This window comes from Streptomyces diversicolor (assembly GCF_057537855.1).
Window position 1 is genome coordinate 77832 of the sequence record NZ_BAAJXA010000033.1, and the last position, 26662, is coordinate 104493.

The 26662-nt window shown below is 71.4% G+C and carries 26 protein-coding genes and 2 pseudogenes; 11 read left to right on the forward strand and 17 right to left on the reverse strand.

The genetic code is table 11. The features are described 5' to 3' along the window. Positions 1-5 precede the first annotated feature (5 nt). Complete coding sequence (locus AC27LF_RS32240) at positions 6-1541, forward strand: glycoside hydrolase family 3 protein (RefSeq protein ID WP_479663124.1); 1536 nt, start codon at positions 6-8, stop codon at positions 1539-1541. 160 nt (positions 1542-1701) lie between these two features. On the opposite strand, the gene nagB is transcribed toward AC27LF_RS32240, so the two are convergent. Together nagB and AC27LF_RS32250 are read right to left on the reverse strand one after the other, a co-directional pair. Continuing rightward, a complete protein-coding gene (nagB, locus tag AC27LF_RS32245) occupies positions 1702-2487 on the reverse strand; it encodes a glucosamine-6-phosphate deaminase (protein WP_479662093.1) in 786 nt (261 codons plus the stop codon). 248 nt (positions 2488-2735) lie between these two features. After that, positions 2736-3488, reverse strand: coding sequence for an SDR family oxidoreductase (locus AC27LF_RS32250; RefSeq protein WP_479662092.1), 753 nt, complete (start codon positions 3486-3488; stop codon positions 2736-2738). A 95-nt stretch (positions 3489-3583) separates the two neighbouring features. On the opposite strand from AC27LF_RS32250, the gene AC27LF_RS32255 reads away from it, so the two are divergent. Together AC27LF_RS32255 and AC27LF_RS32260 are read left to right on the forward strand one after the other, a co-directional pair. Beyond that, a complete protein-coding gene (locus AC27LF_RS32255; protein WP_479662091.1) occupies positions 3584-4216 on the forward strand; it encodes a TetR/AcrR family transcriptional regulator in 633 nt (210 codons plus the stop codon). 571 nt (positions 4217-4787) lie between these two features. Next, a complete protein-coding gene (locus AC27LF_RS32260; RefSeq protein WP_479662094.1) occupies positions 4788-6254 on the forward strand; it encodes a sensor histidine kinase in 1467 nt (488 codons plus the stop codon). Positions 6255-6419: 165 nt separating this feature from the next. On the opposite strand, the gene AC27LF_RS32265 is transcribed toward AC27LF_RS32260, so the two are convergent. Continuing rightward, entirely contained in the window at positions 6420-6677 is a 258-nt protein-coding gene (locus AC27LF_RS32265) for a WhiB family transcriptional regulator (protein ID WP_007491230.1), read from the reverse strand. A gap of 319 nt (positions 6678-6996) precedes the next feature. After that, entirely contained in the window at positions 6997-7965 is a 969-nt protein-coding gene (locus AC27LF_RS32270; protein ID WP_479662090.1) for a diacylglycerol/lipid kinase family protein, read from the reverse strand. Positions 7966-8082: 117 nt separating this feature from the next. Between AC27LF_RS32270 and AC27LF_RS32275 the strand changes: the two genes are divergently transcribed. Beyond that, complete coding sequence (locus AC27LF_RS32275; protein WP_479662089.1) at positions 8083-8538, forward strand: hypothetical protein; 456 nt, start codon at positions 8083-8085, stop codon at positions 8536-8538. Between the two features lie 365 nt (positions 8539-8903). On the opposite strand, the gene AC27LF_RS32280 is transcribed toward AC27LF_RS32275, so the two are convergent. The 3 genes from AC27LF_RS32280 to AC27LF_RS32290 form a co-directional block, all read right to left on the reverse strand. Then, the gene (locus tag AC27LF_RS32280) at positions 8904-9977 is read right to left on the reverse strand and encodes an RNA polymerase sigma factor SigF (protein WP_479662088.1); all 1074 of its coding nucleotides are present in this window, start codon (positions 9975-9977) and stop codon (positions 8904-8906) included. Between the two features lie 17 nt (positions 9978-9994). Then, positions 9995-10408, reverse strand: a complete 414-nt coding sequence (locus tag AC27LF_RS32285) for an ATP-binding protein (protein WP_004925829.1) — start codon at positions 10406-10408, stop codon at positions 9995-9997. 261 nt (positions 10409-10669) lie between these two features. Further along, positions 10670-10930, reverse strand: a complete 261-nt coding sequence (locus tag AC27LF_RS32290) for a UBP-type zinc finger domain-containing protein (RefSeq protein WP_479662087.1) — start codon at positions 10928-10930, stop codon at positions 10670-10672. Positions 10931-10989: 59 nt separating this feature from the next. On the opposite strand from AC27LF_RS32290, the gene AC27LF_RS32295 reads away from it, so the two are divergent. Further along, positions 10990-12585, forward strand: a complete 1596-nt coding sequence (locus tag AC27LF_RS32295; protein ID WP_479662086.1) for a Na+/H+ antiporter — start codon at positions 10990-10992, stop codon at positions 12583-12585. A gap of 122 nt (positions 12586-12707) precedes the next feature. Here the strand turns inward: AC27LF_RS32295 and AC27LF_RS32300 are convergent, their stop codons facing one another. Together AC27LF_RS32300 and AC27LF_RS32305 are read right to left on the reverse strand one after the other, a co-directional pair. Further along, the gene (locus tag AC27LF_RS32300; RefSeq protein ID WP_479662085.1) at positions 12708-13610 is read right to left on the reverse strand and encodes a 1-aminocyclopropane-1-carboxylate deaminase/D-cysteine desulfhydrase; all 903 of its coding nucleotides are present in this window, start codon (positions 13608-13610) and stop codon (positions 12708-12710) included. A 782-nt stretch (positions 13611-14392) separates the two neighbouring features. After that, on the reverse strand, positions 14393-14986 hold the full coding sequence (locus AC27LF_RS32305) for an N-acetylmuramoyl-L-alanine amidase (RefSeq protein ID WP_479662084.1): 594 nt from the start codon (positions 14984-14986) through the stop codon (positions 14393-14395). 297 nt (positions 14987-15283) lie between these two features. Here AC27LF_RS32305 and AC27LF_RS32310 point away from each other — a divergent pair, with 297 nt between their 5' ends. The 4 genes from AC27LF_RS32310 to AC27LF_RS32325 all read left to right on the forward strand — a co-directional run bounded on the left by AC27LF_RS32310 (position 15284) and on the right by AC27LF_RS32325 (position 18920). Then, on the forward strand, positions 15284-16690 hold the full coding sequence (locus tag AC27LF_RS32310; RefSeq protein WP_479662083.1) for a family 2B encapsulin nanocompartment shell protein: 1407 nt from the start codon (positions 15284-15286) through the stop codon (positions 16688-16690). 112 nt (positions 16691-16802) lie between these two features. Beyond that, a complete protein-coding gene (locus AC27LF_RS32315; protein ID WP_479662082.1) occupies positions 16803-17939 on the forward strand; it encodes a family 2 encapsulin nanocompartment cargo protein polyprenyl transferase in 1137 nt (378 codons plus the stop codon). Between the two features lie 370 nt (positions 17940-18309). Further along, positions 18310-18507, forward strand: coding sequence for a hypothetical protein (locus AC27LF_RS32320; protein ID WP_479662081.1), 198 nt, complete (start codon positions 18310-18312; stop codon positions 18505-18507). 80 nt (positions 18508-18587) lie between these two features. Next, positions 18588-18920 (forward strand): DUF952 domain-containing protein, encoded by a 333-nt coding sequence (locus tag AC27LF_RS32325; protein ID WP_479662080.1) that lies wholly within the window; start codon positions 18588-18590, stop codon positions 18918-18920. A gap of 189 nt (positions 18921-19109) precedes the next feature. Here AC27LF_RS32325 and AC27LF_RS32330 read toward each other — a convergent pair whose 3' ends face one another. The 7 genes and pseudogenes from AC27LF_RS32330 to AC27LF_RS32360 form a co-directional block, all read right to left on the reverse strand. Then, on the reverse strand, positions 19110-19865 hold the full coding sequence (locus tag AC27LF_RS32330; RefSeq protein ID WP_479662079.1) for a VOC family protein: 756 nt from the start codon (positions 19863-19865) through the stop codon (positions 19110-19112). Between the two features lie 28 nt (positions 19866-19893). Then, a complete protein-coding gene (locus AC27LF_RS32335) occupies positions 19894-20199 on the reverse strand; it encodes a hypothetical protein (protein ID WP_479662078.1) in 306 nt (101 codons plus the stop codon). A 112-nt stretch (positions 20200-20311) separates the two neighbouring features. Further along, positions 20312-20848 carry an NUDIX domain-containing protein gene (locus AC27LF_RS32340; protein ID WP_479662077.1) on the reverse strand — a complete coding sequence of 179 codons (537 nt, stop codon included), beginning with the start codon at positions 20846-20848 and terminating at the stop codon, positions 20312-20314. 144 nt (positions 20849-20992) lie between these two features. Further along, entirely contained in the window at positions 20993-21613 is a 621-nt protein-coding gene (locus AC27LF_RS32345) for a DUF5753 domain-containing protein (protein WP_479662076.1), read from the reverse strand. A gap of 102 nt (positions 21614-21715) precedes the next feature. Continuing rightward, positions 21716-22069, reverse strand: a complete 354-nt coding sequence (locus AC27LF_RS32350; RefSeq protein WP_479662075.1) for an ASCH domain-containing protein — start codon at positions 22067-22069, stop codon at positions 21716-21718. Then, a pseudogene (locus AC27LF_RS32355) lies at positions 22066-23181 on the reverse strand (hypothetical protein). Before AC27LF_RS32355 ends, AC27LF_RS32350 begins: the two are co-directional and overlap by 4 nt. Beyond that, positions 23178-23678 carry an ATP-binding protein gene (locus AC27LF_RS32360; protein ID WP_479662074.1) on the reverse strand — a complete coding sequence of 167 codons (501 nt, stop codon included), beginning with the start codon at positions 23676-23678 and terminating at the stop codon, positions 23178-23180. The pseudogene AC27LF_RS32355 and the gene AC27LF_RS32360 overlap by 4 nt, the downstream one beginning before the upstream one ends. An 85-nt stretch (positions 23679-23763) precedes the next feature. On the opposite strand from AC27LF_RS32360, the gene AC27LF_RS32365 reads away from it, so the two are divergent. Both AC27LF_RS32365 and AC27LF_RS32370 read left to right on the forward strand, forming a co-directional pair. Further along, positions 23764-25119 (forward strand): helix-turn-helix domain-containing protein, encoded by a 1356-nt coding sequence (locus AC27LF_RS32365; protein ID WP_479662073.1) that lies wholly within the window; start codon positions 23764-23766, stop codon positions 25117-25119. Then, positions 25116-25934: a class I SAM-dependent methyltransferase gene (locus tag AC27LF_RS32370; RefSeq protein ID WP_479662072.1), complete on the forward strand. Its 819-nt coding sequence runs from the start codon at positions 25116-25118 to the stop codon at positions 25932-25934. Before AC27LF_RS32365 ends, AC27LF_RS32370 begins: the two co-directional genes overlap by 4 nt. Positions 25935-25945: 11 nt before the next feature. Here AC27LF_RS32370 and AC27LF_RS32375 read toward each other — a convergent pair. Further along, a pseudogene (locus tag AC27LF_RS32375) lies at positions 25946-26662 on the reverse strand (relaxase/mobilization nuclease domain-containing protein); the annotation flags it as partial.

Here is a 26662-nt window from a genome sequence, read left to right on the forward strand (position 1 = left end):
GCCCGATGACGACCCTGGCCGGCCGCACCGACACCCTCACCCGGGACGCCCTCACCGTCCTCCAGCCCGGCTTCCCCGGCACCACCGCCCCCGACTGGCTGCTGCGCCGGCTCGGCGAGGGCCTGGCATCGGTCGGCCTGTTCGGACGCAATGTCGTCTCCCCCGAACAACTGGCCGCCCTGACCGCCCAGTTGCGCGCCGAACGCGACGACGTCCTGGTCGCCATCGACGAGGAGGGCGGGGACGTCACCCGTCTGGAGGTGCGCACGGGCTCCAGCTTCCCCGGCAACCACGCGCTCGGTGCCGTCGACGACGTGGCGCTGACCCACGAGGTGGCCCGCGAACTCGGCCGCAGGCTCGCGGCCTGCGGGGTGAACTTCAACTGGGCCCCGGCGGCCGACGTGAACGCCGACCCCGCCAACCCGGTGATCGGCGTCCGCTCGTTCGGCGCCGACCCCGACCTGGCCGCCCGGCACACGGCCGCCTATGTCACCGGCCTCCAGTCCGCCGGAGTGGCTGCCTGCACCAAACACTTTCCCGGACACGGCGACACGGCCGTCGACTCCCACCTCGCCATGCCCCGCATCGACGCGCCGGCCGAGGTCCTGGAGACGCGCGATCTGCTCCCCTTCCGGGCGGCCATCGCGGCCGGCACCCGGGCCGTGATGAGCGCCCACATCCTGGTCCCCACCCTGGACCCGGACCGCCCCGCCACCCTCTCCCGCCGTATCCTGACCGACCTGCTCCGCGGCGAACTCGGCTACGACGGCCTGATCGTCACCGACGGCATGGAGATGCAGGCCATCGCCGCCGCCTACGGCATCGAACGCGGCAGCGTCCTCGCCTTGGCGGCCGGCGCCGACGCGATCTGCGTCGGCGGGGGCCTCAACGACGACGAGACGGTGCGCCGACTGCGGGACGCCCTGGTGTCCGCCGTCCGCTCGGGCGAACTGCCCGAAGAACGGCTCGCGGACGCGGCCGAGCGGGTGCGCCGGCTGGCCCGCTGGACCGCGCGGACGGCACCCGGCACGGACGGCCCGGCGGCCCCCGCCGGCAACGGCTTCGCGGCCGGGGCGCCCCAGGGCCAGGACGACATCGGGCTCGTCGCCGCCCGGCGCGCGCTCACCGTGACCCGCTCCGCCCCCTACGAGCCGCCGGCCTCGGCCCCCTACGTCGCCGCCTTCACCCCCGTCGCGAACATCGCCGTCGGCGACGAGACCCCCTGGGGTGTCGCGGCGGAGCTGGCACGGCTGCTGCCCGGCACCGAGACGGGCAGCTTCACCGGCGCGGACGCGGGACCGGTGGCGCTGGCCGCGGCGGGCGACCGCCGTATCGTGGCGGTCGTCCGCGACGAGCACCGCCATCCCTGGATGACGGCGGCCCTCGACACCCTGCTGGCGACCCGCCCCGACACGATCGTGGTCGAGATGGGCATCCCCGAGGCCCCGCCGCGCGGCGCCCTGCACATCGCCACCCATGGCGCGGCCCGGGTGTGCGGGCGGGCGGCGGCGGAGATCGTCGCCGGGGCGCGCCGACCGTGACGGACGAGGGCGCCTGGCGCCACGGCGGTGCCTGGCGCCACGGCTGGGCCCGGCGCCACGGCGGTGCCTGGCGCCACGGCTGGGCCCGGCTCCACGGCGGACGCCGGCGCCCCGCCGCGTGCGGCCCGGTCCGGAGCGATCCGGGGCCGGCCGGGACCGGTCAGATGCCCTGCCACTCCGGCTTGTTGACATACGTGTGCCGGAAGTAGTCGGCGAGCTTCAGCTTCGACGCCGCGGCCTCGTCCACCACGACCGTGGCATGCGGGTGCAGTTGCAGCGCCGAGGCGGGGCAGACCGCCGCCACCGGCCCCTCCACGGTCGCCGCGACCGCGTCCGCCTTGCCCTCGCCGGTCGCGAGCAGCACCAGGTGCCGGGCCTCCAGGATGGTGCCGATGCCCTGCGTGATGACGTGGTGCGGCACCTGCTCGATGTCGCCGTCGAAGAAGCGCGCGTTGTCGACGCGGGTCTGCTGGGTCAGCGTCTTGATCCGGGTGCGCGAGGCGAGCGAGGAGCACGGTTCGTTGAAGCCGATGTGCCCGTCGGTCCCGATCCCGAGCAACTGCAGATCCACGCCGCCGGCCTCGGCGAGCGCCCGGTCGTACGCCGCGCAGGCACCCAGGATGTCCTCGGCCGTGCCGTCCGGCCCCATGAACGCGTCCATGGCGATCCCGAGCGGCTCCAGGACCTCCCGGCGCAGCACCGAACGGTAGGACTCAGGGTGGTCCGCGGGCAGCCCCACGTACTCGTCGAGCTGCGCTATGCGGGCACGCGAGACGTCCGCGGCGCCCGAGCGCACCTTGGCCGTCAGCGCCTGGTAGATGGGCAGCGGGGTCGAGCCGGTGGCCACGCCGAGCACGGCGTCTGGCTTGCGCCGGAGCAGCTGGGCCATGGCCTCGGCGATCAGCTCGCCGCCGGCCGCGGCGTCCGGGACGATGACAACTTCCACGCTGGGCCTGCCGTTCTGAAGAGGGCTGGAACGTCTATGTGGTTTAGACCAATCTAGCATCGAGCCGGCGCTGGCGCCGACCCTCTCGGAGGGGACGAAGCCGGCCCTTTCGGGGGGATGAAGCCGACCTTTCAGGGGGGTGAAGGGGGCCCCTCGCGCAGGGGCGGAACGGAACTCTCGCGGAGAGGTGAAAGGGACTGTGGCGGAGGGTGAAGGGGGACTCGTCGGCCGCTGGACCCGGTGCCGGCTCAGGGGAGCGAGCCGCCCGTCGCGTCGACCCAGCTGCCCGTGACCCAGCGCCCGGCGTCGGAGACCAGAAAGGCCACCACGTCCGTGACATCCGCACTCTCGCCCACTCTGCCCAGCGCCGAGATCGCGGCGGCCCGTGCCCAGCCGTCCTCGGTGCCATGCAGCAGCTCCGCGGTGTTGTCGGTGTCGATGATGCCCGGGGCCACCGAGTTGACGGTGATGCCCCGGGGGCCGAGCACCTTGGACAGGTCCCGGGAGAAGACGTCCAGGGCGCCCTTCGTCATCGCGTAGGCGATCTGGTGCGGGAAGACCGCGGTCCGGGCGAGGCCCGAGGATATGTTCACGATCCGGCCGCCGTCGCGCAGCCGCGGCAGGCCCTGCTCGACGATGAAGAACGGCGCCTTCACGTTCACGGCGAAGACCCGGTCGAACTCGTCCTCCTTTATCTCGCCGATCGGCGGGGTGCTGCCGATCCCCGCGTTGTTCACCAGGATGTCCAGCCCGTCCGTGTGCCGGTCGAACTCCTGCCACAGTCTCGCGGCGTCGGCGTGCCGCCCCAGTTCGGCGCCGATCGCGAACGCCGAGCCCCCCGCCGCCTCGATCGCGGCGACGGTCTCCAGCGCCGCCGCCTCGCTGCGGCCGTAGTGCACCGCGACCCGCGCCCCGTCGCGTGCCAGCCGCTCGGCGATGCCGCGCCCGATGCCCCGGCCCGCGCCCGTGACCAGCGCCGTCCTGCCCGTCAACGCGCCCATGCCGCGCCCCCTTCTCCATTGTCTAATGGTCGCTACAGAAAGACCGTACAACACGGCACGGACATTTCTCTAGGGGACGCTATAAAATGCACCCCATGGTGCGCAGACAGGAGCCGAAGACGCAGGCCACGCCGCCGGCCAGGACCCGGGGCCGCCCCCGCTCCTTCGACCGCGAGACCGCGCTGGAAAAGGCGGTCCGGGCCTTCTGGGAGCACGGCTACGAGGCCACCTCGGTCTCCGACCTCACCCGCATCATGGGCATCGGCGCCCCGAGCCTGTACGCGGCCTTCGGTGACAAGCGGTCGCTGTTCGAGGAGGTCGTGCGCGTCTACGACGGCACGTACGGATCGTTCCCGCAGCGCGCCCTGCGGGAGGAACCCACCGCCCGCGCCGCCGTCGAACGGCTGCTGCGCGAGGCCGCCGCCGAGTTCACCGACCCCGACCACCCCTACGGCTGCCTGGTCGTCCACGCGGCCACCAACTGCACCACCCCCGAGGTGGAGGAGGACCTGCGCCGGCAGCGCAACGCCAACATCGCGGCCATCGAGAGCCGCATAAGAGCGGACGTGGCCGGTGGCGAACTGGCGCCGGACACCGATGCCACCGCCCTCGCCCGTCATACCGCGGCCGTCTTCCAGGGCATGTCCCACCAGGCGCGCGACGGAGCGAGCCGCGCGGAACTGGAAGCGGTCGCAGAGCTCGCCATGACCATCTGGCCCCGTTCGTGACCGGCCCGTCCGGCGAAATCCACCGCGATCCGACAGCGCCCCGGAGGGGCGCGGGGAACTGCGCGACCAGCCAAGACGGCGCCGCAGCCGGCGGACGGCGGGGCGCACCCCAAATGGGCGCGGGGCTGTACTCGACATGCGGCTCCGCCGCGATGGGGGAGCGACCTGCCAGCGCCGCCGCAGCCGACCCCCCGCACAACACGGCACACCAGCGGAGCGCCGGCGTCGAAGACGAACAGGCTCCCACACATGGACACACCCGCGTGGTCTAGTCCACAATGCGTACAGGTACCGCGTACGGCAGCACCGTACGACGTAGCCCCAGTCATCCGCCTTCCCCGCACAGGAAGGCGGACCGAGGAACCGGAGCTCTCTGCCCTGACTGCCCCGGCTCCTCATCCTTCGGCCGATCGGGACCGCACACCCCACGGCCGTTGCTGCTCCGGGCTGCGGTGCCGGGAGGGTTGAGGGTCCCTCTCAGGCGCCGCGGCCCGCGGGTGTTCCAGGGGCCGGGCAACGGCTGTTTTCAGGGCCGGACAAACCGCCGGGTACGCTCGCACATGTGCCCTCCATGAACGAACTCGTACGCCAGCACACCGCCCTCGACGACTCCGACCTTGAGTGGCTGCATCTGCTGGTCTCGGAGTGGCAACTGCTCTCCGACCTCTCCTTCGCCGACCTGGTCCTGTGGGTGCCCACCCGCGACGGCACCCGGTACGTCTCGGTCGCCCAGATGCGCCCCAACACCGGCCCGACCTCCTACCAGGACGACATGGTGGGCCATCTCGTCCCGCGCGGCCGGCGCCCCATGCTGGACGCGGCGCTGGACGAGGGCCGGATCGTGCGCGAGGGCGACCCCGAGTGGCGCGAGGAGGTCCCGGTCCGGGTCGAGTCGATCCCCGTGCGCCGGGCGGCGCGCGTCCTCGGTGTCATCGCCCGCAACACCAACCTGCTGACCGTGCGCACGCCGAGCCGCCTGGAGCTGACGTATCTGCAAAGCGCCTCCGACCTCGCGCAGATGATCGCGGCCGGCTCCTTCCCGTTCCCGGACCAGCAGGTCGACATGGACGCCTCGCCCCGCGTCGGCGACGGCCTGATCCGGCTCGACGCGGACGGCATCGTCCAGTACGCATCCCCGAACGCCCTCTCCGCCTACCACCGGCTCGGCCTCGCCGCCGACCTGCTCGGCCACCACCTCGGCCGCACCACCGCCGAACTCGCCCCGACCCGGGGGCCGGTGGACGAGGCGCTGGCCAAGGTCGCCAGCGGCTGGGCACCCCGCGAGTTCGAGATCGAGTCGGCCGACGGCGTGATCCAGTTCCGGGCGATCCCGCTCAAACCCAAGGGCACCCGCATCGGTTCGCTGGTACTGCTCCGGGACGTCACGGAACTGCGGCGCCGCGAACGCGAGTTGATGACCAAGGACGCGACGATCCGGGAGATCCACCACCGGGTGAAGAACAACCTCCAGACGGTCGCCGCCCTGTTGCGGCTGCAGGCCCGGCGCATCGAGTCGGAGCGCGGCCGGGATGCGCTGGAGGAGGCGGTGCGGCGGGTCGGCTCCATCGCGATCGTGCACGAGACGCTGTCCCAGAACCTGGACGAGCGCGTGGAGTTCGACGAGATCGCCGACCGGGTCCTCGCGATGGTCGCGGAGATCTCGCCGGGCAAGGTGACCGGGCGGCGCAGCGGACGCTTCGGCATACTCGACGCCGAGGTCGCGACCCCGTTGTCGATGGTCCTCACCGAGGTCCTGCAGAACGCCCTCGAACACGGCTTCCGCGAGGGCGAGACCGGCACCGTCGAGGTCACGGCGGTCCGCGGCGGCACCACCACGGAGGCCCGACTCCTCGTCACCGTCCAGGACGACGGCGTGGGCCTGCCCGAGGGCTTCGACCCGCACCGCTCGGGCAACCTCGGTCTGCAGATCGTACGGACGCTGGTCGAGGGCGAGTTGGGCGGTACGTTCGACATGGTGCCGGCGCCCGAACGGGGGACGCGGGTGATCCTGGACATCCCCGTGCCGGCGCAGAAGTAGCCCCGTACAGCAAAAGACCCCGGACCCGCGTCGGGTCCGAGGCCAGTGCTCGTTGCTGCGTGTTCTAAGCGCATCGGGGGTACTGCGCGCTGCGGCTCGGGGGCGGGAGATGCGCACTCGCTGTACGCGCCGCCAAGCTCAGGCCGTCGTGCAGGGGTGGGAGTGTCAGGCGGTGGCCTGACGGGCCCGGTTGCGAGCGGCGCGGCGCTTCATGGCGCGGCGCTCGTCCTCGCTGAGACCACCCCAGACGCCGGAGTCCTGACCGGACTCAAGCGCCCACTGCAGGCACTGCTCGATAACCGGGCAGCGACGGCAGACGGCCTTGGCTTCCTCGATCTGCAGCAGCGCAGGACCGGTGTTGCCGATGGGGAAGAAGAGCTCGGGGTCTTCCTCGCGGCAAACGGCGTTGTGACGCCAGTCCATGGCTGCTACCTCTCCTTGGTATTACATGCAGGTTGCTTGTGAATGTGAACGCTTTCACGAATCCCTCAACAAGTGAAGGGCCGACCGCCAGGTTCCCTGGCGTGGTCCTGTGGTTTGAAGAGGGGTTCCGGTGATCAGCGGAGGCCGGTGTTGCGGGCCGTCCCGATCGCCACGTAGAGACTCGCAAACCTCAGCGGCGGATACAACCCCTTCCGAAAAGTTTTTTTTGATTCCTCGGTGTCGACTAGGTCACAGCCGTACTTCCATGGGGTGGAGCCTGGCCTAAACGTTCGAGTGAAAGGACTTTGGGCCGTTCCGCTCACACAATCACACGCAGTGCACGGCGTACGCCTGTGAACGTCACGCTCGTACGCAGTCCGAGGTGGTCGCCGTCCATCTGGAGGGGCAGTGGCACCTTCGAATGCAAGGTGAAGCGGTCCATGTCATGCAGGGACACGACGTGCTTGCCGCGGGGTCCACGCTCGGGGGACGAAGTGAGCAACTGGGTGCCATACCGGGCAACCGCGGCCGTGGACAGGCGGCTGAGCCCGAATACGTCGATGCCCTTGTCGAACGAGGCCTTAGGCGACGTATACATCGGGCGATTGCCGAGATACGTCCAGGGAGACGTGTTCGAGACTATCGCCACGACGAGATCGTCAACCGGGTCGGCGCCCTCACGGCCAAGAGTGATCGTGCCCCGTCTGCGGTTCGGCTCACCGAGGAACTGCCTCAGGACCTGGCGGACGTACAGAGCGTGGGTCGACGTCTTGCCGAGTTCGCGCTGCTGCTCGACGCGGCCGACGACGCCGGCGTCGAAGCCCAGGCCCGCGTTGAAGGTGAACCAGCGCGCCGGGACCGACTCGTCGGCGGTGCCGGGGGTGCCCGCGGTGAGGCCGAGGCCGACGACGCGCTCGCGCTTTTCGCTCAGCGCGTCCAGCAGGGCGCCGGTGGCCTCGACCGGATCGTTCGGCAGGCCGAGCGCGCGGGCGAACACATTGGTGGAGCCGCCGGGCACCACCGCGAGGCCGGGCAGCCGGTCGGGGTCGGGGCCGCCGTGCAGCAGGCCGTTGACGACCTCGTTGACGGTGCCGTCGCCGCCGAGCGCCACGATCAGGTCTATGTCGTCGCTGTCCGCGGCCTGCCGGCCCAGGTCGCGCGCGTGCCCCCGGTACTGGGTGGTGACCGCCTCCAGCTTCATCTCGCTCGCCAGGGCGTGGATCAGTACGTCGCGCGTACGTGCGCTTGTGGTGGTTGCCGCTGGATTGACCACGAGTAGTGCACGCATGGGGTGCAGCGTACCTACTGGGTGGTACCGGGCCCAGACCGAGGGTAGGGATCCGGTAAGAGGACAGGGCGTCGGCCTGGACACCCGGGGTGGAGCGGCGGCGGCTACGCTGCTGGGGTGAGCAGTGAGCAGAACCCCTCCCCGAACCCCGCGGCGGCCGACGGCCCGCGTCCGCGCCGGCTGACCCTGGCGGCGGCGCTGGCCGCGCTGGAGGGGGCCGCGCTGGTGATCGGGGGCGTGTGGACGTTCGTCCTCGGCCTCACCGGGGCGCCGGACGACCGGCAGCAGGCCATCACGCTGGGCGTCACCCTGATCGTCCTGGCGCTGCTGCCGCTGCTTGCCGCGCGCGGTCTGCTGCTGCGGCGCAGCTGGAGCCGGGGGCCCGCCGTGATCACCCAGATCATGGCCCTGCCCGTCGCCTACAGCCTGCTCCAGGCCGACAGCGTGGCCATTCCGGCGGGCATCGTGCTCGCGGTGGTGGCGGTGGCGGCCCTGTTCCTGCTGATCAACGCGGAGACCACCCAGGCCCTGGGCATCCACACCCCGGGCCACACCCGGGAGCCCAGACGCTAGAAGACGTCGCCGGTACGGACCGCAACGGAGGCGGCGGGGACGGTCAGGCACCGAGGCGCGTCGCGTACCGGAGATCGGCTCATGGCGAGGCCGTAAGCGGCACGCAGAAAGCGCGCTAACGGGCTGGAGCCGCGTCAGCGCATCCTCGACGCCACCGTCGAGATCACCGAAGAACGCGAGCACGAGGGAACGTCGATCGCCCCGGCCGGCGGCGGCGCGCGACGGCGGCCGGGGGGTGCCTGCGGCACCGGGATGCCCCGGAGACACCGCTCCCGACTCCCGCCGCAGCAACTCCCGGCTCCCGCCGTCGCAGGCGCCCCGGCTTCCGCCGGCGGAGCGTGCTGCCGCTGCCGGCTGGGCGTCGGCTACTCCTCCACGAGGAGCTTTTCGCGGAGCTGGGCCAGGGTTCGGGCCAGCAGGCGGGAGACGTGCATCTGGGAGATGCCGACCTCCTGGGCGATCTGCGACTGGGTCATGTTGCCGAAGAACCGCAGCAGAAGGATCCGCTTCTCGCGCGGCGGAAGGTCTTCGAGCAGCGGCTTGAGGGACTCGCGGTACTCGACGCCCTCCAGCGCCTCGTCCTCCGCGCCGAGCGTGTCGGCCACCGCCGGGGACTCGTCGTCGGTGTCGGGGACGTCCAGGGAGAGCGTGGAGTAGGCGTTGGCCGATTCCAGCCCTTCCAGGACCTCCTCTTCCGAGATGGCCAGCTTCTCGGCCAGCTCGTGCACCGTGGGGGAGCGGCCGTGCAACTGCGACAACTCGGCCGTGGCCGTGGTCAGCGCGAGCCGCAGCTCCTGTAGCCGCCGCGGGACGCGCACCGCCCAGCCCTTGTCCCGGAAGTGCCGTTTGATCTCACCGACGACCGTGGGCGTGGCGTACGTGGAGAACTCCACCCCGCGCTCCGGGTCGAACCGGTCAACGGACTTGATCAGGCCGATGGTGGCGACCTGGGTGAGGTCGTCGAGCGGTTCGCCGCGATTGCGGAACCGGCGCGCAAGGTGCTCCACGAGCGGCAGATGCATGCGGACCAGCTGATTGCGCAGCTCCGCGTACTCCGGACTGCCGTCCTTGAGCGTGCGCAGCTCGACGAACATGGCGCGTGCCCCGCTGCGGTCCTGAGGATCGTGCTGCGTGCCAGGAACGCCCTGTGCGCCCGGCGCGTCGTCCGCGGAGTATCGCTCGTGCTCGCTCATCGTCCCGCCCGTCGCCCTTCCCCGAGCCCTCGCCTCCGCTCGGACTGGGGACACGACCCCGTTCCGTCCCGCCGAAGGCGCGCTCTGCATGGCACCGTCCCGATCGGCCTGCGCGGAGTCGTCCTCCGGATGCGGCCTGGCCTGTTCGGGGATGCCGTCGATGCCGTCCGCCGGGCGCCGAGATCCGCTCGGGGCGCCCTTGCCCTCGGCGGGCAGTTCCCGTGTGCCGCGCTCTTCGTCCCGCACCGGCCCGTCCCCGTTCCTCACGCCGGCCCGGGTCCCGCGCCGCGCTGTTTGTACAGGCTGATCGACACGGTCTTGTCCTCGTCGACGGCCGAGGAGACCTTGCCCGCCAGGGCCGACAGCACGGTCCAGGCGAAGGTGTCCCGCGAGGGGGCGTGCCCGTCCGTGGTCGGCGCGGACACCGTGACCTCCAGCGAGTCGTCGACGAGGCGGAAGACACAGCTGAGCACCGAGCCCGGCACGGCCTGCTGGAGCAGGATCGCGCAGGCCTCGTCCACCGCGATGCGCAGGTCCTCGATCTCGTCCAGGGTGAAGTCCAAGCGGGCGGCGAGTCCGGCCGTGGCCGTCCGCAGCACCGACAGGTAGGCACCCGCAGCCGGCAGCCGGACTTCCACGAAGTCCTGGGTCGCGGGCTCGCCTGCGATCTGGGACACCCTCACCTCCAAGGTGGTACAAGCTCTACAGGGCCGAGGGTCGCCCCTCGGGGTAACGCGGTTCCTGGTTCAGCGGTGACGCTATCGCGCTCCGAACTTTTCTGTCCCCGGGACCCCAACCCCTGTCGTTACTCACAGTAAAACTGTGGATACGCTCCGTGTCTAGGGGTCTGCGGGCCCAAATGGGAAGAGCGCGCGCCGGTTTGACGTACCCAGGCGTCAGACGGTCGAACCGTCGGGACCGGGCGTCGTCATGCAGTGTCACACGAGGACGTGGTCGACGAAGCACCACCGCCAGTTCTCGCCCGGCTCGAAGGTCCGCATCACCGGGTGACCGGACTGCTCGTGGTGCCCCGTCGCGTGCCGGCCCGGCGAGGAGTCGCAGCAGCCGACGTGGCCACAGGTCAGGCAGAGCCGCAGTTGCACCGGGTGCGTGCCCTGTGCGAGACATTCCGGGCAGGTCTCGGTGCGCGGCTCCGGCTCGGGGTGCGGCAGCGCGTCGGCGTGCGTGCACTGTTTCATGATTGCCAGATTACGACGGGCGTGCGGTTGACCGCGCGGAAAAGAGGGTGGGCGAGGACATGGACGTGATGCCGCTGCTGTTGCTGGTGGCGGGCAGCGCGGCGGTGGCGGGGGCCGCCCGGCGCACCCCGGTGCCGGCACCGCTGCTGCTGGTCGCGGTCGGACTGGCGGTCTCGTACGTCCCCGGGGTGCCCGAGTACGCCCTCGACCCGGAGGTCGTCCTGCCGCTCCTGCTGCCGCCGCTGCTGTACACCTCGGCGAGCGACAGCTCCTATCTGGACCTGCGCGCTCAGCTGCGCCCCGTGGCGCTCCTCTCCGTGGGATACGTGCTCTTCGCGACGTTCCTCGTCGGCTGGGCGGTCTACCTGATCGTGCCAGGGATGCCGCTGACCGCCGCCCTGGTGCTGGGCGCAGTGGTGGCGCCGCCGGACGCGGTCGCGGCGACGGCGGTGGCCCGCCGGGTCGGGCTGCCCTCCCGGATCACGACCATCCTCCAGGGCGAGTCCCTGCTGAACGACGCCACCGCGATCACCGCGTACAAGGTGGCCCTCGCGGCGGCCGTGGGCGAGGGCGCCACCTGGGCCGGCGGGATCGGCGAGTTCCTGCTCGCCGCGTTCGGCGGCGTCGGCGTCGGCCTGGTGCTGATGGCACCGCTCCACTGGCTGCGCACGCATCTGAAGGAGCCCCTGCTCCAGAACACGCTCTCCTTGCTGATCCCGTTCGTCGCCTACAGCGTCGCCGAGCAGGTGCACGCCTCCGGTGTGCTCGCGGTCGTCGTCGTCGCGCTGTATCTGGGACACCGCGCGTGGGAGGTCGACTTCGCCACGCGGCTCCAGGAGGAGGCGGTCTGGAAGATGGTCGCCTTCGTCCTGGAGTCGGCGGTGTTCGCGCTGATCGGACTGCAACTGCCGGTCGTCCTCAGGGGCCTCGGATCGTACGCGGGCGCCGAGGCCGCCGGGTACGCGGTCGCCCTCTTCCTGGTGGTGGTCGCGGCCCGGTTCGTGTGGGTGTATCCGGCCACCTTCCTGCCCCGGCGGCTGTCCGCCCGGATCAGACAGCGCGAGACCGACCCCACCTGGCGGGGCGCGATGATCACTTCATGGGCCGGGATGCGGGGCGTGGTGTCGCTGGCCATCGCCTTCTCGATCCCGGTCACCACACACGGCGGAGCGCCCTTCCCGCAGCGCAACCTGATCCTCTTCCTGACGTTCACGACGGTCATCGGGACGCTGGTGGTCCAGGGCCTGTCGCTGCCTCCGCTGATCCGGGCGCTGCGCTTCCCCGGCCGCGACCCGCAGACGCAGACCCTCGCCGAGGCCAATGCCCAGGCGCAGGCGTCCCGGGCCGCCGAGGCACGCCTCGACGACCTGCTCTCCGACGAGCGCAACGCCCTGCCGCAGCCGCTCGCCGACCGCCTCCGCAACGTCCTGGAACGCCGCCGCAACGCCGTCTGGGAACGGCTCGGCGCGGTGAACCCGGTGACCGGGGAGACCGCCGACGACACCTACCGCCGGCTGTCCCGGGAGATGATCAGCGCCGAGCGCGATGTGTTCGTACGGCTGCGGGACGGCCGCTACATCGACGACGAGATGCTGCGCACGCTGCTGCGCAGACTGGACCTGGAGGAGGCGGCCGCGTACCGCGAGACCGCCTGAGCGCTCCGCTGGAAACGCCGCGACATGCCGTCGGTCGTCCACGGCGCCGTTGTGGCTGGTCGCGCGGTTCTTCGCGCCCCTTCGGGGCGCTGTCGAACCGCAGCGGACTTCGCTGGACCTGCTCAGCCGCGCTCCGGGAAGGGGCGGCCCGTGACGACGGCCGCGACGGTCGTGCCGGGTGGGAAGGCGCCCTCGTCCGCCAGGGTGACGAGGCCATAGAGCAACTTGGCGACATAGAGACGTTCCACGGGCAGGCCGTGGCGCTGTTCGAAGTCCTCGGCGAAGGCGTCGAGTTCGGGGGTGGTACGGGCGTAGCCGCCGCAGTGGAAGCGGTCGTCGAGGGACCAGGAGCCGCGCGGGGCGCCGAAGGCGCGCTCCTGGAGTGCGCGTACCTCGGCGGCCAGGAAGCCTCCCTTGAGTACCGGTATGCCGAGGGCGCGCCGGCCGGGGGCGAGGCCGGCGGCGAGACCGGCCAGGGTGCCGCCGGTGCCGCAGGCGACGGCGACGACGTCGGCCTGCCCGCGCAGTTCCTCGCCCAGGGCCCGGCAGCCGCGTACGGCTACGGCGTTGCTGCCGCCCTCCGGGATCACGTGGGCGTCCTCGGCGCCGGTCGCGCGCAGCAGGGCGGCCAGGGTCCGCGGGTCCGTCTTCTCGCGGTACGTCGACCTGTCGACGAAGTGCAGCCGCATGCCGTCGGCCGCGCACCGGGCCAGGGAGGGGTTGAGGGGGCGGTCGGCCAACTCCTCGCCGCGGACCACTCCGATGGTGGGCAGGCCGAGCAGGCGGCCCGCGGCGGCGGTGGCCCGCAGGTGGTTGGAGTACGCCCCGCCGAACGTGACGATCGTCCGCCCCGCCGCCGCGGCCAGGTTCGGCGCCAGCTTGCGCCACTTGTTGCCGATCAGCTCCGGGTGGATCAGGTCGTCCCGCTTGAGCAGCAGACGGATCCCGTGCCGGGAGAACCGCCGGTCATCGACGACTTCGGTGGGCGACGGAAGCCGAGCGGCAAGAGACCCAGAAGCGACCACGACGCCATTGTCACCCGTGACGCCCGCCGCGTGGCACCCACCGGCACCCGCCACCCGACCGCCCACCGGCACCCGCAACCGCCTGCCACCCCCTGGCCGTCCGCTGTCGCCTGGTCGCTTGTCGTCGCCTTGGTCGTAGGCCGCCTGGTCGTCTGTTGTGCGCTGTCGTCTGGTCGCTTGTCGTCGCCTTGGTCGTAGGCCGCCTGGTCGTCTGTTGTGCGCTGTCGTCTGGTCGCTTGTCGTCGCCTTGGCCGTACGCCGCCCGGCTGCTTGCCGCTCGCCGCTGCCCGACCGCCCACCGGCACCCGCAACCCTCTGCCACCCCTGGCCGTCCGCCGCCATCTGGCCACCTACCGGCAGCCGCTGTCGTCTACCGCCGTCCGGCCGTCTATAGGCAGCCGCCGCCCCGGCAGTCTGTCGCCTGCCGCCGTCCGGCATCCTGCCGCCCCTGCCTTCCGTTGCCGTCGGGCTGACTGCCGCTCGCCGGTGCCCGGCCGTTTGCCGTCCGCTGCCGCCTGGCTGCCCGCCGGCAGCCGCCGCGGTCCGGCCGTCTGCTGCCCGCCGCCGTCCGCCGCCTGGCCGCCTGCCCCCGCACCGGCCGCCTGTCGTCTGCCGTCGTCCGGCTGGCCACCGGAAGCCGCCGCTTGGCCGTCCGCCGCCCGTTGCCTGCCGCTCGCCGCCGTCCTGCCGTTTGCCGCCGCCCGGCTGCCTAACGTCCGCCGTCCGGTCGTCTATCGGCGGCCCGCAGCCTGGCTGTCCGCCGCCCGGCAAACCTCAGTCGGTCAGTCGGTCAGGCGTTCCTTGATGCGTTGTCTCAGCCAGTTCATGGTGAAGCCACGGGGGTCCACCTTTCCCGGTTGCCACTCCAGGTGGCCGATGACCGAGCGTTCCGTCCAGCCGTGGTGGCGGCAGATCGCCGCGGACACCCGCTCGATCGCCGTGAGCTGGACCGCCGGCCACGGGTCCTTGCCATCGCCCAGGTTCTCGCACTCGAAGCCGTAGAAATGCCGGTTGCCGTCGGTGTTGGCCTCGTTGTCCGGCGGAAGCGCCGTCTCGGCGATGACCGCGCGGAGCACGTCGTCGTCGCCGAGCCCGGCGTGGTTGGCCCGGCCGTGGCCGACGAGGTGGACCTTGCCGTCCTTGGTGATCACACCGTGGCACAGCGGACCCGGCAGATCGGCGTGGCCGTCCCGGCAGAGCGCCACCGTCGCCTCGCTGCCGCTGGTCACCGTGTGATGGATCATCACCCCGTGCACGGGCCCCCACGCGCCCTTGTGATTGCGATTGTGATGCTTCCAGTCGCCGACCTCCACGACCGTGACACCCTCCGCTCTCAAGGCGTCCCGAAAACGGCTCGCGGACATGGGTGAAGCCATGGACGCCTCCCTCGTGCCGGACACGATTCACCTGCTGCGATCGATCAACCACGGTAAGTGTCAATGGAATCGGACGTCTTGGCCACCTTGTTCGGGTGCCGTGCGAGTCGATCCGGACATCGCGCGCGCCCGGCGCCGTCCGGCCCGAAGGCCCCTCTTCCTGCCCAGCGGCGTGACGAGCCATTCCCGCTCTTTTGGGTAATGGTGCTATCACGCAGCGTGCTGGAAGGCTGGTCGCGAGCGAGGCCGATGCCCGGCGCGGTTCGGCGCCGGTGCAGACTGGGAGGGCAATTCTCTATGTCGGTAGGCGAAGAGGTCCGCACGGATCAGGGCAAGCCGCAGCAGTCCTTGGACACGGCGGCAGCGCGGAACCTGGCCACCACCACCAAGTCCGCGCCCCAGATGCAGGAGATCAGCTCCCGCTGGCTGCTGCGGACACTGCCCTGGGTGAACGTACAGGGCGGCACGTACCGGGTGAACCGCCGGCTGACGTACGCCGTCGGCGACGGCCGCATCACTTTCGTGAAGACCGGCGACCAGGTCGAGGTGATCCCCGCCGAACTCGGCGAACTGCCGGCCCTGCGGTCCTACGAGGACGGGGAGGTCCTCTCCGAACTCGCCCAGCGCTGCCGTCAACGCGACTTCGCCCCGGGCGAGGTGATCGCCTCGTTCGGCGGCCGGGCCGACGAGGTGTTCCTGCTGGCGCACGGCCGGGTGGAAAAGCTCGGCACGGGCCCGTACGGCGACGACGCGATCCTCGGGGTCCTCGCCGACGGCGCGTACTTCGGGGAACAGGCGCTGCTCGACCCGGACGCCATCTGGGAGTACACGGCCCGCGCGGGCACCGCGTGCACGGTGCTCATCCTGACCCGCCGGGACTTCGAACAGGTCGCGGAGCGCGCGGACTCCCTGCGCGATCATCTGCGGCGGCTGCGCGCGATCCCGGCGCAGCGCACCAACAAGTACGGCGAGAAGGCGCTCGACCTCGCGGCCGGCCACTCCGGAGAGCCGGACATCCCGCACACGTTCGTCGACTACGAGGCGAAGCCCCGTGAGTACGAGCTGAGCATCGCCCAGACCGTGCTGCGCGTCCACACGCGCGTGGCCGACCTGTACAACCAGCCGATGAACCAGACGGAGCAGCAGTTGCGGCTCACCGTCGAGGCGTTGAAGGAACGCCAGGAGCACGAGCTGGTCAACAACCGCGCGTTCGGTCTGCTGCACAACTGCGAGTACGACCAGCGGATCCAGCCGCACGACGGCGTGCCAAGCCCGGACGACATGGACGAGCTGCTGAGCCGCAGGCGCGGCACCAAGCTGTTCCTCGCCCACCCGCGTGCCATCGCCGCGTTCGGCCGCGAGCTGAACAAGCGCGGACTCGTCCCCGAGACCGTGGACATCGGCGGCAACCGCATCCCGACCTGGCGCGGGGTGCCGGTCTATCCGTGCAACAAGATCCCGATCAGCGAGGCGCGCACGACCTCGATCATCGCCATGCGTACGGGAGAGGAGGACCAGGGGGTCATCGGCCTCAGGCAGGCGGGGATCCCGGACGAGATCGAACCGAGCCTGTCCGTCCGCTTCATGGGCATCAACGAGCAGGCCGTCATCAACTACCTGGTGACCGCCTACTACTCGGCGGCGGTCCTGGTGCCGGACGCGCTCGGTGTCCTGGAGAACGTCGAGATCGGCCGGTGGAGGTGACGTTTCCGCACGTCGCAGCCGTGTTCTTGCCCACTCGGATGGGTACACCCTCGGGGTACCCGCCCAGCCGGGACGGCGACGCCACCGTCCGCGGACTCAGCGAGGGGGACCCATGGCCGAGTTCTTGACGGAGACGAAGCAGTACCCCGCCGGCCCGCCGGGGACCGGCGAGCCGGCGGTGCCGGACGAGCGGCCACGGCCCACCCGGGAGGGCGGGCCCCCGCTCGACGGGCATGAGGCCACGGCCGTCCTGGACCGGGCCCGGGCGTCGGTCGACCCGGAACTGCGGGCCGCCGTCGACTCGCTGCCGGACGCCATACGCCGGATCGTGCGCTACCACTTCGGCTGGGAGCACGCGGACGGCACCCCGGCCACGGGCAACGCGGGCAAGGCGATCCGGCCCGCGCTCGTCCTCACCGCGGCGGCGGCGCTCGGCGGCCCCCGGGCGCGCACGGCGGCCCTCCCGGCCGCCGCGGCGGTGGAACTGGTGCACAACTTCACGCTGCTGCACGACGACGTGATGGACCGGGACACCTCCCGCAGACACCGGCCCACGGCGTGGACCGTGTTCGGCGTCGCCGACGCGATCCTCGCCGGGGACGCGCTGCAGGCGCTGGCCCTGCGGCTGCTCGCCGCGGACCCGAACCCGGCGTCCCGGGCCGCGGCCGTCCGGCTCGCCGACTGCGTGCTCGAACTGTGCGAGGGCCAGCACACGGACACGGCGTTGGAGGAGCGCGCCGCCGAGGAGGTCACGCTCGACGAGGTGATCGCCATGGCCGAGGCCAAGACCGGCGCGCTGATCGGCTGTGCCTGCGCCCTCGGCGGGCTGTACGCGGGGGCGGACGAGGAGGAGGTGGCGGCGCTGGACGCCTTCGGACGGCAGGCCGGGCTCGCCTTCCAGTTGATCGACGACGTCATCGGGATATGGGGGGACCCGGACCGCACCGGCAAACCGGCCGGCGCCGACCTCGCCGCCCGCAAGAAGTCGCTGCCGGTGGTCGCGGCCCTCACCTCCGGTAGGGCTGCGGCGACCGAGCTGGCCGCACTGTACGGACGGCCGTACGACGAGCAGGACCTGGAGCGGACCGCGCTGGCCGTCGAGCGGGCGGGCGGCCGGGACTGGGCGCAGGCCCAGGCGGCGGACCGGATGTCCCGGGCGATGCAGGAACTGGCTCGCGCGGTTCCCGATCCGGAGGCGGCGGGGAGCCTCATCGCGCTGGCCGAGTTCGTCACCCGGCGCAGCAACTGAGGCCGACGGCCGGCCCCGGAAGGCCCCCGGAGCCGTCGGGGCGTGCGGTTCCTGACCCCCGCACGCCCCCGACGGCTCCGGCCCGGTGGCCCCCGCGGATCCCGCGGTGCGCGGGGCCTGCCGACGCATGCCGGACGGGGCACCTCGGCCCGCTCGCGCTGCCCAGCCATTTGGCCCGGTCTCGCTGCCCAGCCGTCTGGCCCGCTCGCGCTGCCCGGCGGTGGGGCCCGCTCGCGCTGCCCCGTAGGGCCCCTCTCGCTGGCCGGTCAAGGGGTCGGACATCGCCCCCTGCCCTCCTGTCCCGCATGGGCTGAGGGGCGCCGCCACGGCACGGGACGCGCTGTGCCACCGCACGCCCTACCCTGGGGGCATGGACAGCGAGGAACACGTCTGTCCCGCCTGCGGACAGCCCGTCGAGACGGTCGTCAAGCGGCACAAGACCCTGGGCGCCTGGGTCCCCGTGTGGGGGCCTGGCCCCTGCCGCAACCCCGACTGCACGGCCTGCGCCGACCCCGCCGCCGAGCAACAGCGGGGTGAGCCCCACGCGAGCGGCGCGAAGAAGCCCTGAGCCCGTCCCGGCACCGCCGGTGCGGCGCCCATGTTCCCGGCCACGAGCCGTGCGTCCGGCCGACGCCGTAGCGTGGCAGCATGCCGAAACTCCCGTACATCCTCCACATCACGGAACGCCCCCTGTGGGAAGCGGCTCGCGAGCGCGGCAGCTATGAGATGTCCACCCGTGGCCGCACGCTGCGGGAGGAGGGCTTCATCCACTTCTCCACCCGCGCCCAACTTCCGCGCGTGGCGGCCTTCTTGTACGGCTCGCATGACCGCCCCGAAGACCTGGTGGTCCTGGTCGTGGACCCGGCGCTGCTCGGCGTACCCGTGAAGTACGAGGCAGTGGAACCGGGCGGCGAGGAGTTCCCGCACGTGTACGGGCCGGTACCGGTCGAGGCTGTGGTGGACGTCGAGCACTGGGGGTGACGGCGGCCGGGGGACGTCGCGGAGTATGGCGCTGGCGGGTGGCCGACGGGGGAGGGCGCACGCCGTGGTCGCGGGCCGGGGCGGAGCCCCGGGAGCCGTACGTGGGGCAGCGGCCCCACGACACACCCCGAACGCCGCCCGCGGCGAACGGGAACGGCCACGCGGGCCCGGGCTTCCCCCTGTGTGGGGTCACGGGCGTGCGTCGTCGGGCGCCGACGCCGGCAGGCCGCCCGTCTCCGGGTCACGGCCGGTCAGGCAGTAGGTGCCGCCCGCCGGGTCGTGCAGCACCGTCCAGTGCGGGCCGTGGGCCACGACGGCGGCCCCGAGGTCCTGGTGGCGGGCCCGGGTCGCCGCGATGTCCGCACAGGCCACGTCGAGGTGCGCGGCGGCGGGCCGCTCCTCGCCCAGCCGTTGCAGCAGGATCCGGACGGGCAGGCCCGGCGGCGGCCGCAGCACCCGGAACTCGGGGAGCGAGCCGGTCAGCTGCTCCCAGCCGGTCAACTCGGCCCAGAACGCGGCCTCGGCGTCGTACGCGGACGGCGCGATGTCCAGGCACACCTGGTCCAGCCTGCTGCCCGCCACCACCGGGGGCCGGACCGACTCCCCGTGCCACGGCACGACACAGAACGGCTGCCCGGCCGGGGAGCGCAGCACGCACCAGTCGCCGTGCTCGGCGACGGGAACCGCGCCGAGTGCTCGCGCGGACGCCACGAACGCCTCGACGTCGTCCACGCAGAAGTCGAGATGGGCGCCGCCCGGACCGGCGGCGACGCCCTGCACCTTCACGCAGGCGTCGGCGTCCGCCGGCACAAGGGTCACGAACTCGCCGTGCTCGCCGCGCGGTTCGGAGAGCCGGGTCCCGGTGACGGCCGTCCAGAACGCCCCAGCAGCCGAGACCTGCTCAGCGGGCCGGTCGACGAAGGCATGGGCCCAGCGAATGCTCATCCGGCGATCGTAGCCAGGCCCGCTTCGCTCAGGCGGGCCTCCAGGACGTTCCGGGGTCCGCCCCGGTGTCCGTACCCGCACCGTTCCGCGGATCCCAGTCGGTCTCCTCGATCTCCTTCGGCAGCGCCCTACGCCGCCGGCGGGACAGGGAGTCCCCGTTGACGCTGTGCATGCCCCAGGGGACGTGACAGGGCCCCTCGTGCTCCGGATCGGGGCACAGCACGTCGGCCAGGCGGTCCATCAGCTCCTCGTGCTGGGCCGGTGTGGCGAGCAACGCGATCTTCACCTGCCGCAGCCCGGGCGGCTCCGCGCCACCCTCAGCGGGGTCGGACACGACGACCGTCCTTGTCTGCGACACCGGGCGGACCTGCGCCCGTGGCCGCGGGAAAAAGACCGCACCCGGTCCGTCCGGGGCGCCGGGTTTGGCGGGCAGGGAGACGCTGCAATCAAGGAAACCGCAGGTCAGAAGGCGCAAAGAAGATCAGGCCTTCTTGGTCTCCTAGGAGCGCGCTGGCGGTGGTGTCCACGAAGTTTTCGGGGATTGCGGCGGCGTCGACCCAGCGGACCTGGGAGTGCTTGCGGGGTTCACGGTTCTCGGGCTCGCCAGTCCAGTCGTGGGCGGCGAAGACGACGGTGAGGAAGCCGTTGGGGGCCTCGACGCCCCAGGCGCCGTGAATGATGTGGGCGACCTTGAGGGAAGCGGGCTTCACGGTCAGGCCCGTCTCTTCGTAGAGCTCGCGGACCGCGGTTTCGGTGATGGGCTCGCCCGGTTCGCTCTTGTCGACGGGGAGGTCCCACATTCCCTGGCCGAACTTGGCGTTCTCGCCGCGCCGGAGGAGGACGACGCGGTTGGTGGCCTTGTCGTGGACGATGACGGCGGCGACCAGCAGGGTCATCGATTCGACCGCCGGCTTGAGGGCCTTCGGCTGGTCGTCGGACTGCTGGACCACTGGGTTCCCTTCGTCGGACGGATTGTCGGACATGTGAGGGCGATGGCCTCGTCGACACTGGCCTGGACGGCGAGGCTGCCGCCGAGGTTCTGATTGCCGGCGATGGGGCGCGGCGGTCTTGATCGGTTTGCGCTTCGGACTGCCGCGCGGCGTTCCGCCGCTGGAGTGACGAGGGGCCTATTGCCGGAGCGGGGTGTTCGTCCAGAAGGAGTGGGCCTTCTTCAGAAGCTCCTCGGCGGCGTCGCCGTACGATGTCGCACGGCTCAGCACGGTGAAGGCTTTGTTGTAGAGGTCGAGTTCGCTCTGTTCCGTGATGTCCACGGAGGAGGAGACGAGTTCGACGTGGGCCCGGTCGCCATCGCCGTAGATGTTGAACGCGTGGACGGGGAACAGGTCCACCCGTGCGGTGGAGGGAAGGATCCCGAGGGTGAGCGAGGCCAGGCCGAGCTCTCGCAGGAGGCGCTCGATCTGTTCTCGCATGACCTCGGGCCCACCGATGTTCGTGTAGAGCGCCTGCTCCCCGAGGATGACGTCGTAATGGTGCTTGCCGTCGTACAACACCTGCTGCCGTTGCATGCGCTTGGCGACGCCCGCCGGCACGTCGTTCGGGATGCCGAGGAAGTCGACGACCTGGCCGAGGATTACGGTGGCGTACGCCTCGGTCTGGAGCGTGCCCCAGATCATCGTGGGCACGTAGGCCCTGCCCTCGCGCGTGCTCTGGTACCAGCGCACCACGTCGTCCTGAGTCGCTTCTGTACCGGTGGACAGACGATCTGTCCAGGGAACTGAACTGGTCACCGCGCCCCCTCCTGAGTGGTGCCGTCGGGGCGGCCTCGATAGGCTTTGCCGTTCCGGTTGAGGATGGCTCCGAGTGACCGATCTTGTAAGAGCGGGAATCAGTCAGTCCATGCGCTTCATCTCGATGGCGAGGGCTCCGAGGGCTTCCTTCTCGGGGCCGTAGATCGTGCGGATGTTGGCGAGCTGCTGGTCGCGGGTGGCAGTCGGGTTGATGTTGGACGGACCTTCGCCGTCGAGGAGGGCCTCGAAGTTGGGGTACTCGGTGACGCGGAGGACTGTCACGTCGCAGGTCTCGTCGGTGTCCTTGATGCGGAAGCGGATGGTGTCGCCGGCGGCGAGGTCCGCGAGGTGCGGGTACTTGACCCGCACCTCGATGGTCTTGGTGCCCGCGGCGACGAGCTCGAAGTACTGGCGGTAGAGGTTGAGCTCGCGGACGCGGGCGGTGCGGTCGGTCATCGGGAGGGAACGCTCCTGGGGGACGGTACGGTGATCATGCGGCCGATTTCGGCGGCCGAGTACGAACGGAAGAAGTGGCGGGGGTCGGAGAGCAAGGTCTCGGCCATGGCGAGCAGTTGGTCGGCGTACTCGGTGACGGTGCCGGGCCACTGCCGGGTGTCGAGCATCCAAGGGGCAGCGCCTTCGGGCAAGGGGGCACGGCCTTCTCGTACGAGGGATTTCGACAGCTTGGCGCCGGTGTCGGTGACGACCTGGGGGCAGAACAGGCGGGCCGGGAGCTGGGTGCGCGTGAGGCCCACAGCCTGGAGGGCCTCGTCGACGAGGTGGGAGCCGAAGACCCAGTCGCCGCCCTTGACCATGACGTGCAGCGTGCCGTTGGGACTCGTCAGGGCGAGTTCCTTGACCAGGTTGCGGTACAGGGTGGCCAGGTCCAGGTACGCGCCGGCGGTGGGCGTGATCGCGGCCTCGTACGGGCCGTGGTGGATGCAGACGGCGGAGACCACCGCCGACTCGGGCCCGGTGAGGCGGACCCGGGTGCGTTCGGCGTGCTTCTCAGCCCAGCCACAGCCGGGGTGAGGGCAGGGGACGCGGAGGTGAGGAGTGCCGGTGGAGGGGGCGAGCCACCAGCGGGCGGCGTCGACGCGGGGGAGCAGGCGGAGCCAGGTGCGGCGGTAGTGCTCGCCGGCCTGCTGCTGGGTGTACGTCTCGATGTGGTGCGGGATGCCCAGGTACCTGGACAGGGCGGTGAAGAGGGGCTGGTAGAGGGCGGTGACGAGGTCGAGCAGGGCCTGCTCGCCGAGGGCCTGGGCGTAGGCGCGCTGGTAGCGGTTGCCGCTGGCCGGGTCGGTGGCCAGCTAGTACGGGGCGTTGTCGAGGGCGCTGAAGAGCACCTCGGTGGGGAGACCGAAGCGGTCGCGCAGGCGGGCGGCCATGGCGAAGGCCAGGGACTGCACGAGCGAGGTGCCGATGTGCGGGGCGCCGTTGATCTGGGTGCCGACGACCAGCACGATCCGCTCGGGCGGGGTAGCCAGGATGCGCGGGGTCAGGACGTCCTCGGCGTGGTGGAGGGCGTTGGCGAGAACAGTGTTCGGCGAGACGGGGTGCGTGGTCACGAGGTGCCTCCCTGGGGGCCGGTGGTGTGGGGCGGCAGGGGAGCGGCCCCGTTCTTGGCACGGTCGAATGCGGCCCAGACGCACTTTCCGGGGCCCGTGCGCTCCTTCACGCCCCAGCCGTCCGCCGTAGCCGAGACGATCAGCAGGCCACGGCCGTCGACGGCGGACTCCCCGGGATCGCGCTGGATCCGAGTGTCGTCGCCGGCGTGGTGGACCTCGATGCGCAGTTGGTCATCGAGGGAGCCGACACGCACGAGCACGAGGCGTCCCACGGGTGCTCCATGAAGCACGGCGTTCGTGACGAGCTCCGAGGCGCACAGCCGCATGTCGTCGAGGCGACTGGTCTCGCCCCATTCGGTCAGCGTGGCGACGACGAAGTTGCGAGCGGTAAGCGGTGTGGTCCTGCGGCGGGGGAAGAACATGGTGCGGTGCCGGCCCGTGACCGGAAGGAGATCCGGTGTGGCGTCGGTTGTCTCGTTGGCGAGTCTGCTTGCCATGGTCAACAGCAAAGCGACTTAACTCATCTGGGTCGGGAGCCAGTACGGGGCCAAAGTGGGGGCCACTATGGGGGCCAGAGGTCACGTGTTCCTGGGCGACGGCATGCGCGACACCGGGATCGGCGCCTTGCTCGTCCGGCTGCGCACCGCGCGCGGCTGGAGCCAGCAGAGGGTCGCCGACGAGTACAACGCCATGGAGGGGCGCTCCGCGAAGACCGGCAAGGAGATCGGGCGGTACGAGCGCGAGGTACGGATTCCGATTCCGTACGCCCGGAAGCACCTGGCGCGGGTCTTCAACGTCGATGTCGCCCAGCTCGACCAGGCTGTGGCAGTCAGCAAGGGCAGGCGGGACGGGGGCGCCGCTGACGAGGTCGAGATCGCGCTGCCCGCGCTGTCGCCCGGGGCTTCTCGCGCCTGTGGGGCTCCGCTGTCGGAGGATGCAGCGCGGTCGGCGGAGTTCGCTCGGTTCATCGCGCAGCGCAATGTCGACGAGCTCGTCGTCGAGCAGTTGGAGGCGGATGTCGGCCAGCTCGCGCGAACCTACGTCAGCCACCCGTTGATGGAGCAGTATGTCGAGATCAAGCGGTTACGGGACGGGGTGTTCGAGCTGCTGCGCGGACGGCAACACCCCCGGCAGACCACCGACCTCTACCTCTCAGCCTCTCGTCTCTGCGGCCTGTCCGCTCACGTCTGCCTGGACCTCGGCGACTACGGCTCGGCTGCCACCCACGCCCGTACCGCACGGGCTTGTGCCGAGGCGGCCGGGCATGAGGGGATGCTGGCCTGGGTGCGGGCCGTGGAGTCACTGATCGCGTATTGGACCGGGCAGTACGAGCGGGCGGCCCAGCTCGCCCAGGTCGGTCGTCAGCACAGGGAGGGCGGCAGCATCGGGGCACGGCTGGCGAGCCTGGAGGCGCGGGCGCTGGCGATAGTCGGCGACTCGGCAGGAGCGCTCGCCGCCCTGTCGGATGCCGAACGATCTCGCGAGGCGATCTCGGGTCGGGACGAGGCACTGGGAGTCTTCGACTTCCCTGCGGCCAAGCAGTTCGCGTACGCCGGAACGACCCTTCTGGCCGTAGGCGGGCAGGAGCACGTCCAGCGGGCGATCGTCAGCGCGGAGACGGCGATCCGCCTCTATCGCAGCGCGGACGGAGATGACCAGTCGGTTGGTGACCTGTTCGCCGCGCACCTCGACCTCGCCAGCGGGCACCTGCTCCTGGGCGACCTGGACGGCACGGAAAAGATGCTCGGTTTCGTTTTCCAATCCTCGCCGGAACGCATGTCGGCCAGTATCGTGCGTCGGCTCACCGTTCTCGGGCGGGAGCTGGGAGGGCCGCAGTACGGTGGAGCCGCGCAAGCGGTGCACCTGCGCGACCGGCTCCAGCACACGGTTGTCCGTGCGTCCCTGCCTGCCACCCATCCTCCGGAGTTGCCGACGTGACCGACTTGTCCGCCGCCCACGACGCCGCTGTGACCGACCGGGCCCGCCTGGCGGGCAGCGCCTACAACGGAGACCGGGACCTGGCCGCCCGGCAGTCGCTCTACCAGTGGCAGACGCCTCGGTACGACCTGCCGGGTCTCGTCGTCGAGCAGTTGGGCGACGTACGCGGGCGCGTCGTCGACATCGGTTGCGGCAACGGCAAGTTCATCCAGCGGCTCCGTCAGGACCGTGGGGACCTGTTCTTGCTCGGCCTCGACATCGCCCCCGGCATCCTCGCCGACGTCCCCGGCCCCGTCGCCGTGGCGGATGCCACGAGACTTCCGCTCGCGGCGGGCAGCGTCGACGCCGCCCTTGCGCTCCACATGCTCTACCACGTGCCCGATATCCCCCAGTCGGTCAGGGAACTGGCCAGGATCGTGGCCGGTGACGGGCTGATGATCGCCTCCACCAACAGCGACCGCGACAAGGCCGAACTCGACGACCTCTGGCAGCGGGCCGCCGGCGACGTCCTCGGCATCGACCGGGGCCCGGCTCGCATCTCGCTCAGCGCTCGCTTCTCCCTGGAGAAGGCGCCCGCCTTCCTCGGCGAGGAGTTCGGCCGTGTGGAGGTCGTCGAACTGCCGGGAACCATCACTGTCCACGACCCTGAGCCTGTGGTTGCCCATATGGCTTCGTACCGTGCCTGGGCGGACCAGCACGACGTGCCCTTCGACGCGACTATCGACCGTGCCCGCACGTTGGTGGCCGATCACATCGCCCAGCACGGGGCGTACGAGATCACCTGCCTTGGTGGCCTTCTTGTCTGCCGTCGCTGAGAGCCGACGCGCTATCGGTGACGACCGCGCTCCGTAAGCTGCTTGCTCATCGTGGGTGTAGGTGTAGGTGTAGGTGTGGGCTGCGGCGTAGGCGGGGTCGTGCGCGTGCTCCTCATGCGAGCGGCTTGCGTCCGCCGGCTCGGTTGAGCGGTGATGCGCCAGTTGAGGACCTCGGCGGGATGCTCGGCGCTGTCGAGTTCTCGCTGGGTGCCTACCTCGGCCAGGAGACGTCGGGGGTTGTGGCCGACGGTTTCGGCGTGGGCGAGGGTTGCGGTCAGGGCGGTCCAAGCGGGGTCGGCGAGGATCCGGTCGGCGTGGTCGGGGAGGGCCGCACGTACGTCCTGCTCGAAGCGGCGGGCGGTTGCGGCTCGTGGTGCGCCGCGGGCCAGGCCCGCCACGGCGGGTGCGGCGGCCTGCTGGTAGCCCGCCTGGAGGTGGCGGAGGGCTGCTTCGGCCGCAGCGGCCTGTTGTTCGTGGCCGCGCTGTTCGTGCCGCTTGGCGGCGGCGCGGGCCAGGTGCACGGTGGCGAAGAGCAGGGCGACGGCGAGTCCGCCCGGCTCGTTGGAGGCGTAGGCGAGTTCCTTGGCGGCCATGTGCAGGGCGGTGGCGGCTTGGTGGTCGGCACGGATAGCGGAGCGGCGGGTGCGGCTGAACGACATTGCCGCCGCTCGTAGTTCTGCCCGGTGTGGGCCGGTCGTGGCGCTGGCGATGTTGTACAGGGTGTCGCC

What these genes read in the sequence shown, in the direction of transcription:
- AC27LF_RS32240 (WP_479663124.1), top strand. Translation starts at nt 6, where the DNA reads ATGACGACCCTGGCCGGCCGCACCGACACCCTCACCCGGGACGCCCTC.
- AC27LF_RS32250 (WP_479662092.1), bottom strand. Translation starts at nt 3,488, where the DNA reads ATGGGCGCGTTGACGGGCAGGACGGCGCTGGTCACGGGCGCGGGCCGG.
- AC27LF_RS32255 (WP_479662091.1), top strand. Translation starts at nt 3,584, where the DNA reads ATGGTGCGCAGACAGGAGCCGAAGACGCAGGCCACGCCGCCGGCCAGG.
- AC27LF_RS32260 (WP_479662094.1), top strand. Translation starts at nt 4,788, where the DNA reads ATGAACGAACTCGTACGCCAGCACACCGCCCTCGACGACTCCGACCTT.
- AC27LF_RS32265 (WP_007491230.1), bottom strand. Translation starts at nt 6,677, where the DNA reads ATGGACTGGCGTCACAACGCCGTTTGCCGCGAGGAAGACCCCGAGCTC.
- AC27LF_RS32270 (WP_479662090.1), bottom strand. Translation starts at nt 7,965, where the DNA reads ATGCGTGCACTACTCGTGGTCAATCCAGCGGCAACCACCACAAGCGCA.
- AC27LF_RS32290 (WP_479662087.1), bottom strand. Translation starts at nt 10,930, where the DNA reads ATGAAACAGTGCACGCACGCCGACGCGCTGCCGCACCCCGAGCCGGAG.
- AC27LF_RS32295 (WP_479662086.1), top strand. Translation starts at nt 10,990, where the DNA reads ATGGACGTGATGCCGCTGCTGTTGCTGGTGGCGGGCAGCGCGGCGGTG.
- AC27LF_RS32305 (WP_479662084.1), bottom strand. Translation starts at nt 14,986, where the DNA reads ATGGCTTCACCCATGTCCGCGAGCCGTTTTCGGGACGCCTTGAGAGCG.
- AC27LF_RS32310 (WP_479662083.1), top strand. Translation starts at nt 15,284, where the DNA reads ATGTCGGTAGGCGAAGAGGTCCGCACGGATCAGGGCAAGCCGCAGCAG.
- AC27LF_RS32315 (WP_479662082.1), top strand. Translation starts at nt 16,803, where the DNA reads ATGGCCGAGTTCTTGACGGAGACGAAGCAGTACCCCGCCGGCCCGCCG.
- AC27LF_RS32320 (WP_479662081.1), top strand. Translation starts at nt 18,310, where the DNA reads ATGGACAGCGAGGAACACGTCTGTCCCGCCTGCGGACAGCCCGTCGAG.
- AC27LF_RS32325 (WP_479662080.1), top strand. Translation starts at nt 18,588, where the DNA reads ATGCCGAAACTCCCGTACATCCTCCACATCACGGAACGCCCCCTGTGG.
- AC27LF_RS32330 (WP_479662079.1), bottom strand. Translation starts at nt 19,865, where the DNA reads ATGAGCATTCGCTGGGCCCATGCCTTCGTCGACCGGCCCGCTGAGCAG.
- AC27LF_RS32340 (WP_479662077.1), bottom strand. Translation starts at nt 20,848, where the DNA reads ATGTCCGACAATCCGTCCGACGAAGGGAACCCAGTGGTCCAGCAGTCC.
- AC27LF_RS32350 (WP_479662075.1), bottom strand. Translation starts at nt 22,069, where the DNA reads ATGACCGACCGCACCGCCCGCGTCCGCGAGCTCAACCTCTACCGCCAG.
- AC27LF_RS32360 (WP_479662074.1), bottom strand. Translation starts at nt 23,678, where the DNA reads ATGGCAAGCAGACTCGCCAACGAGACAACCGACGCCACACCGGATCTC.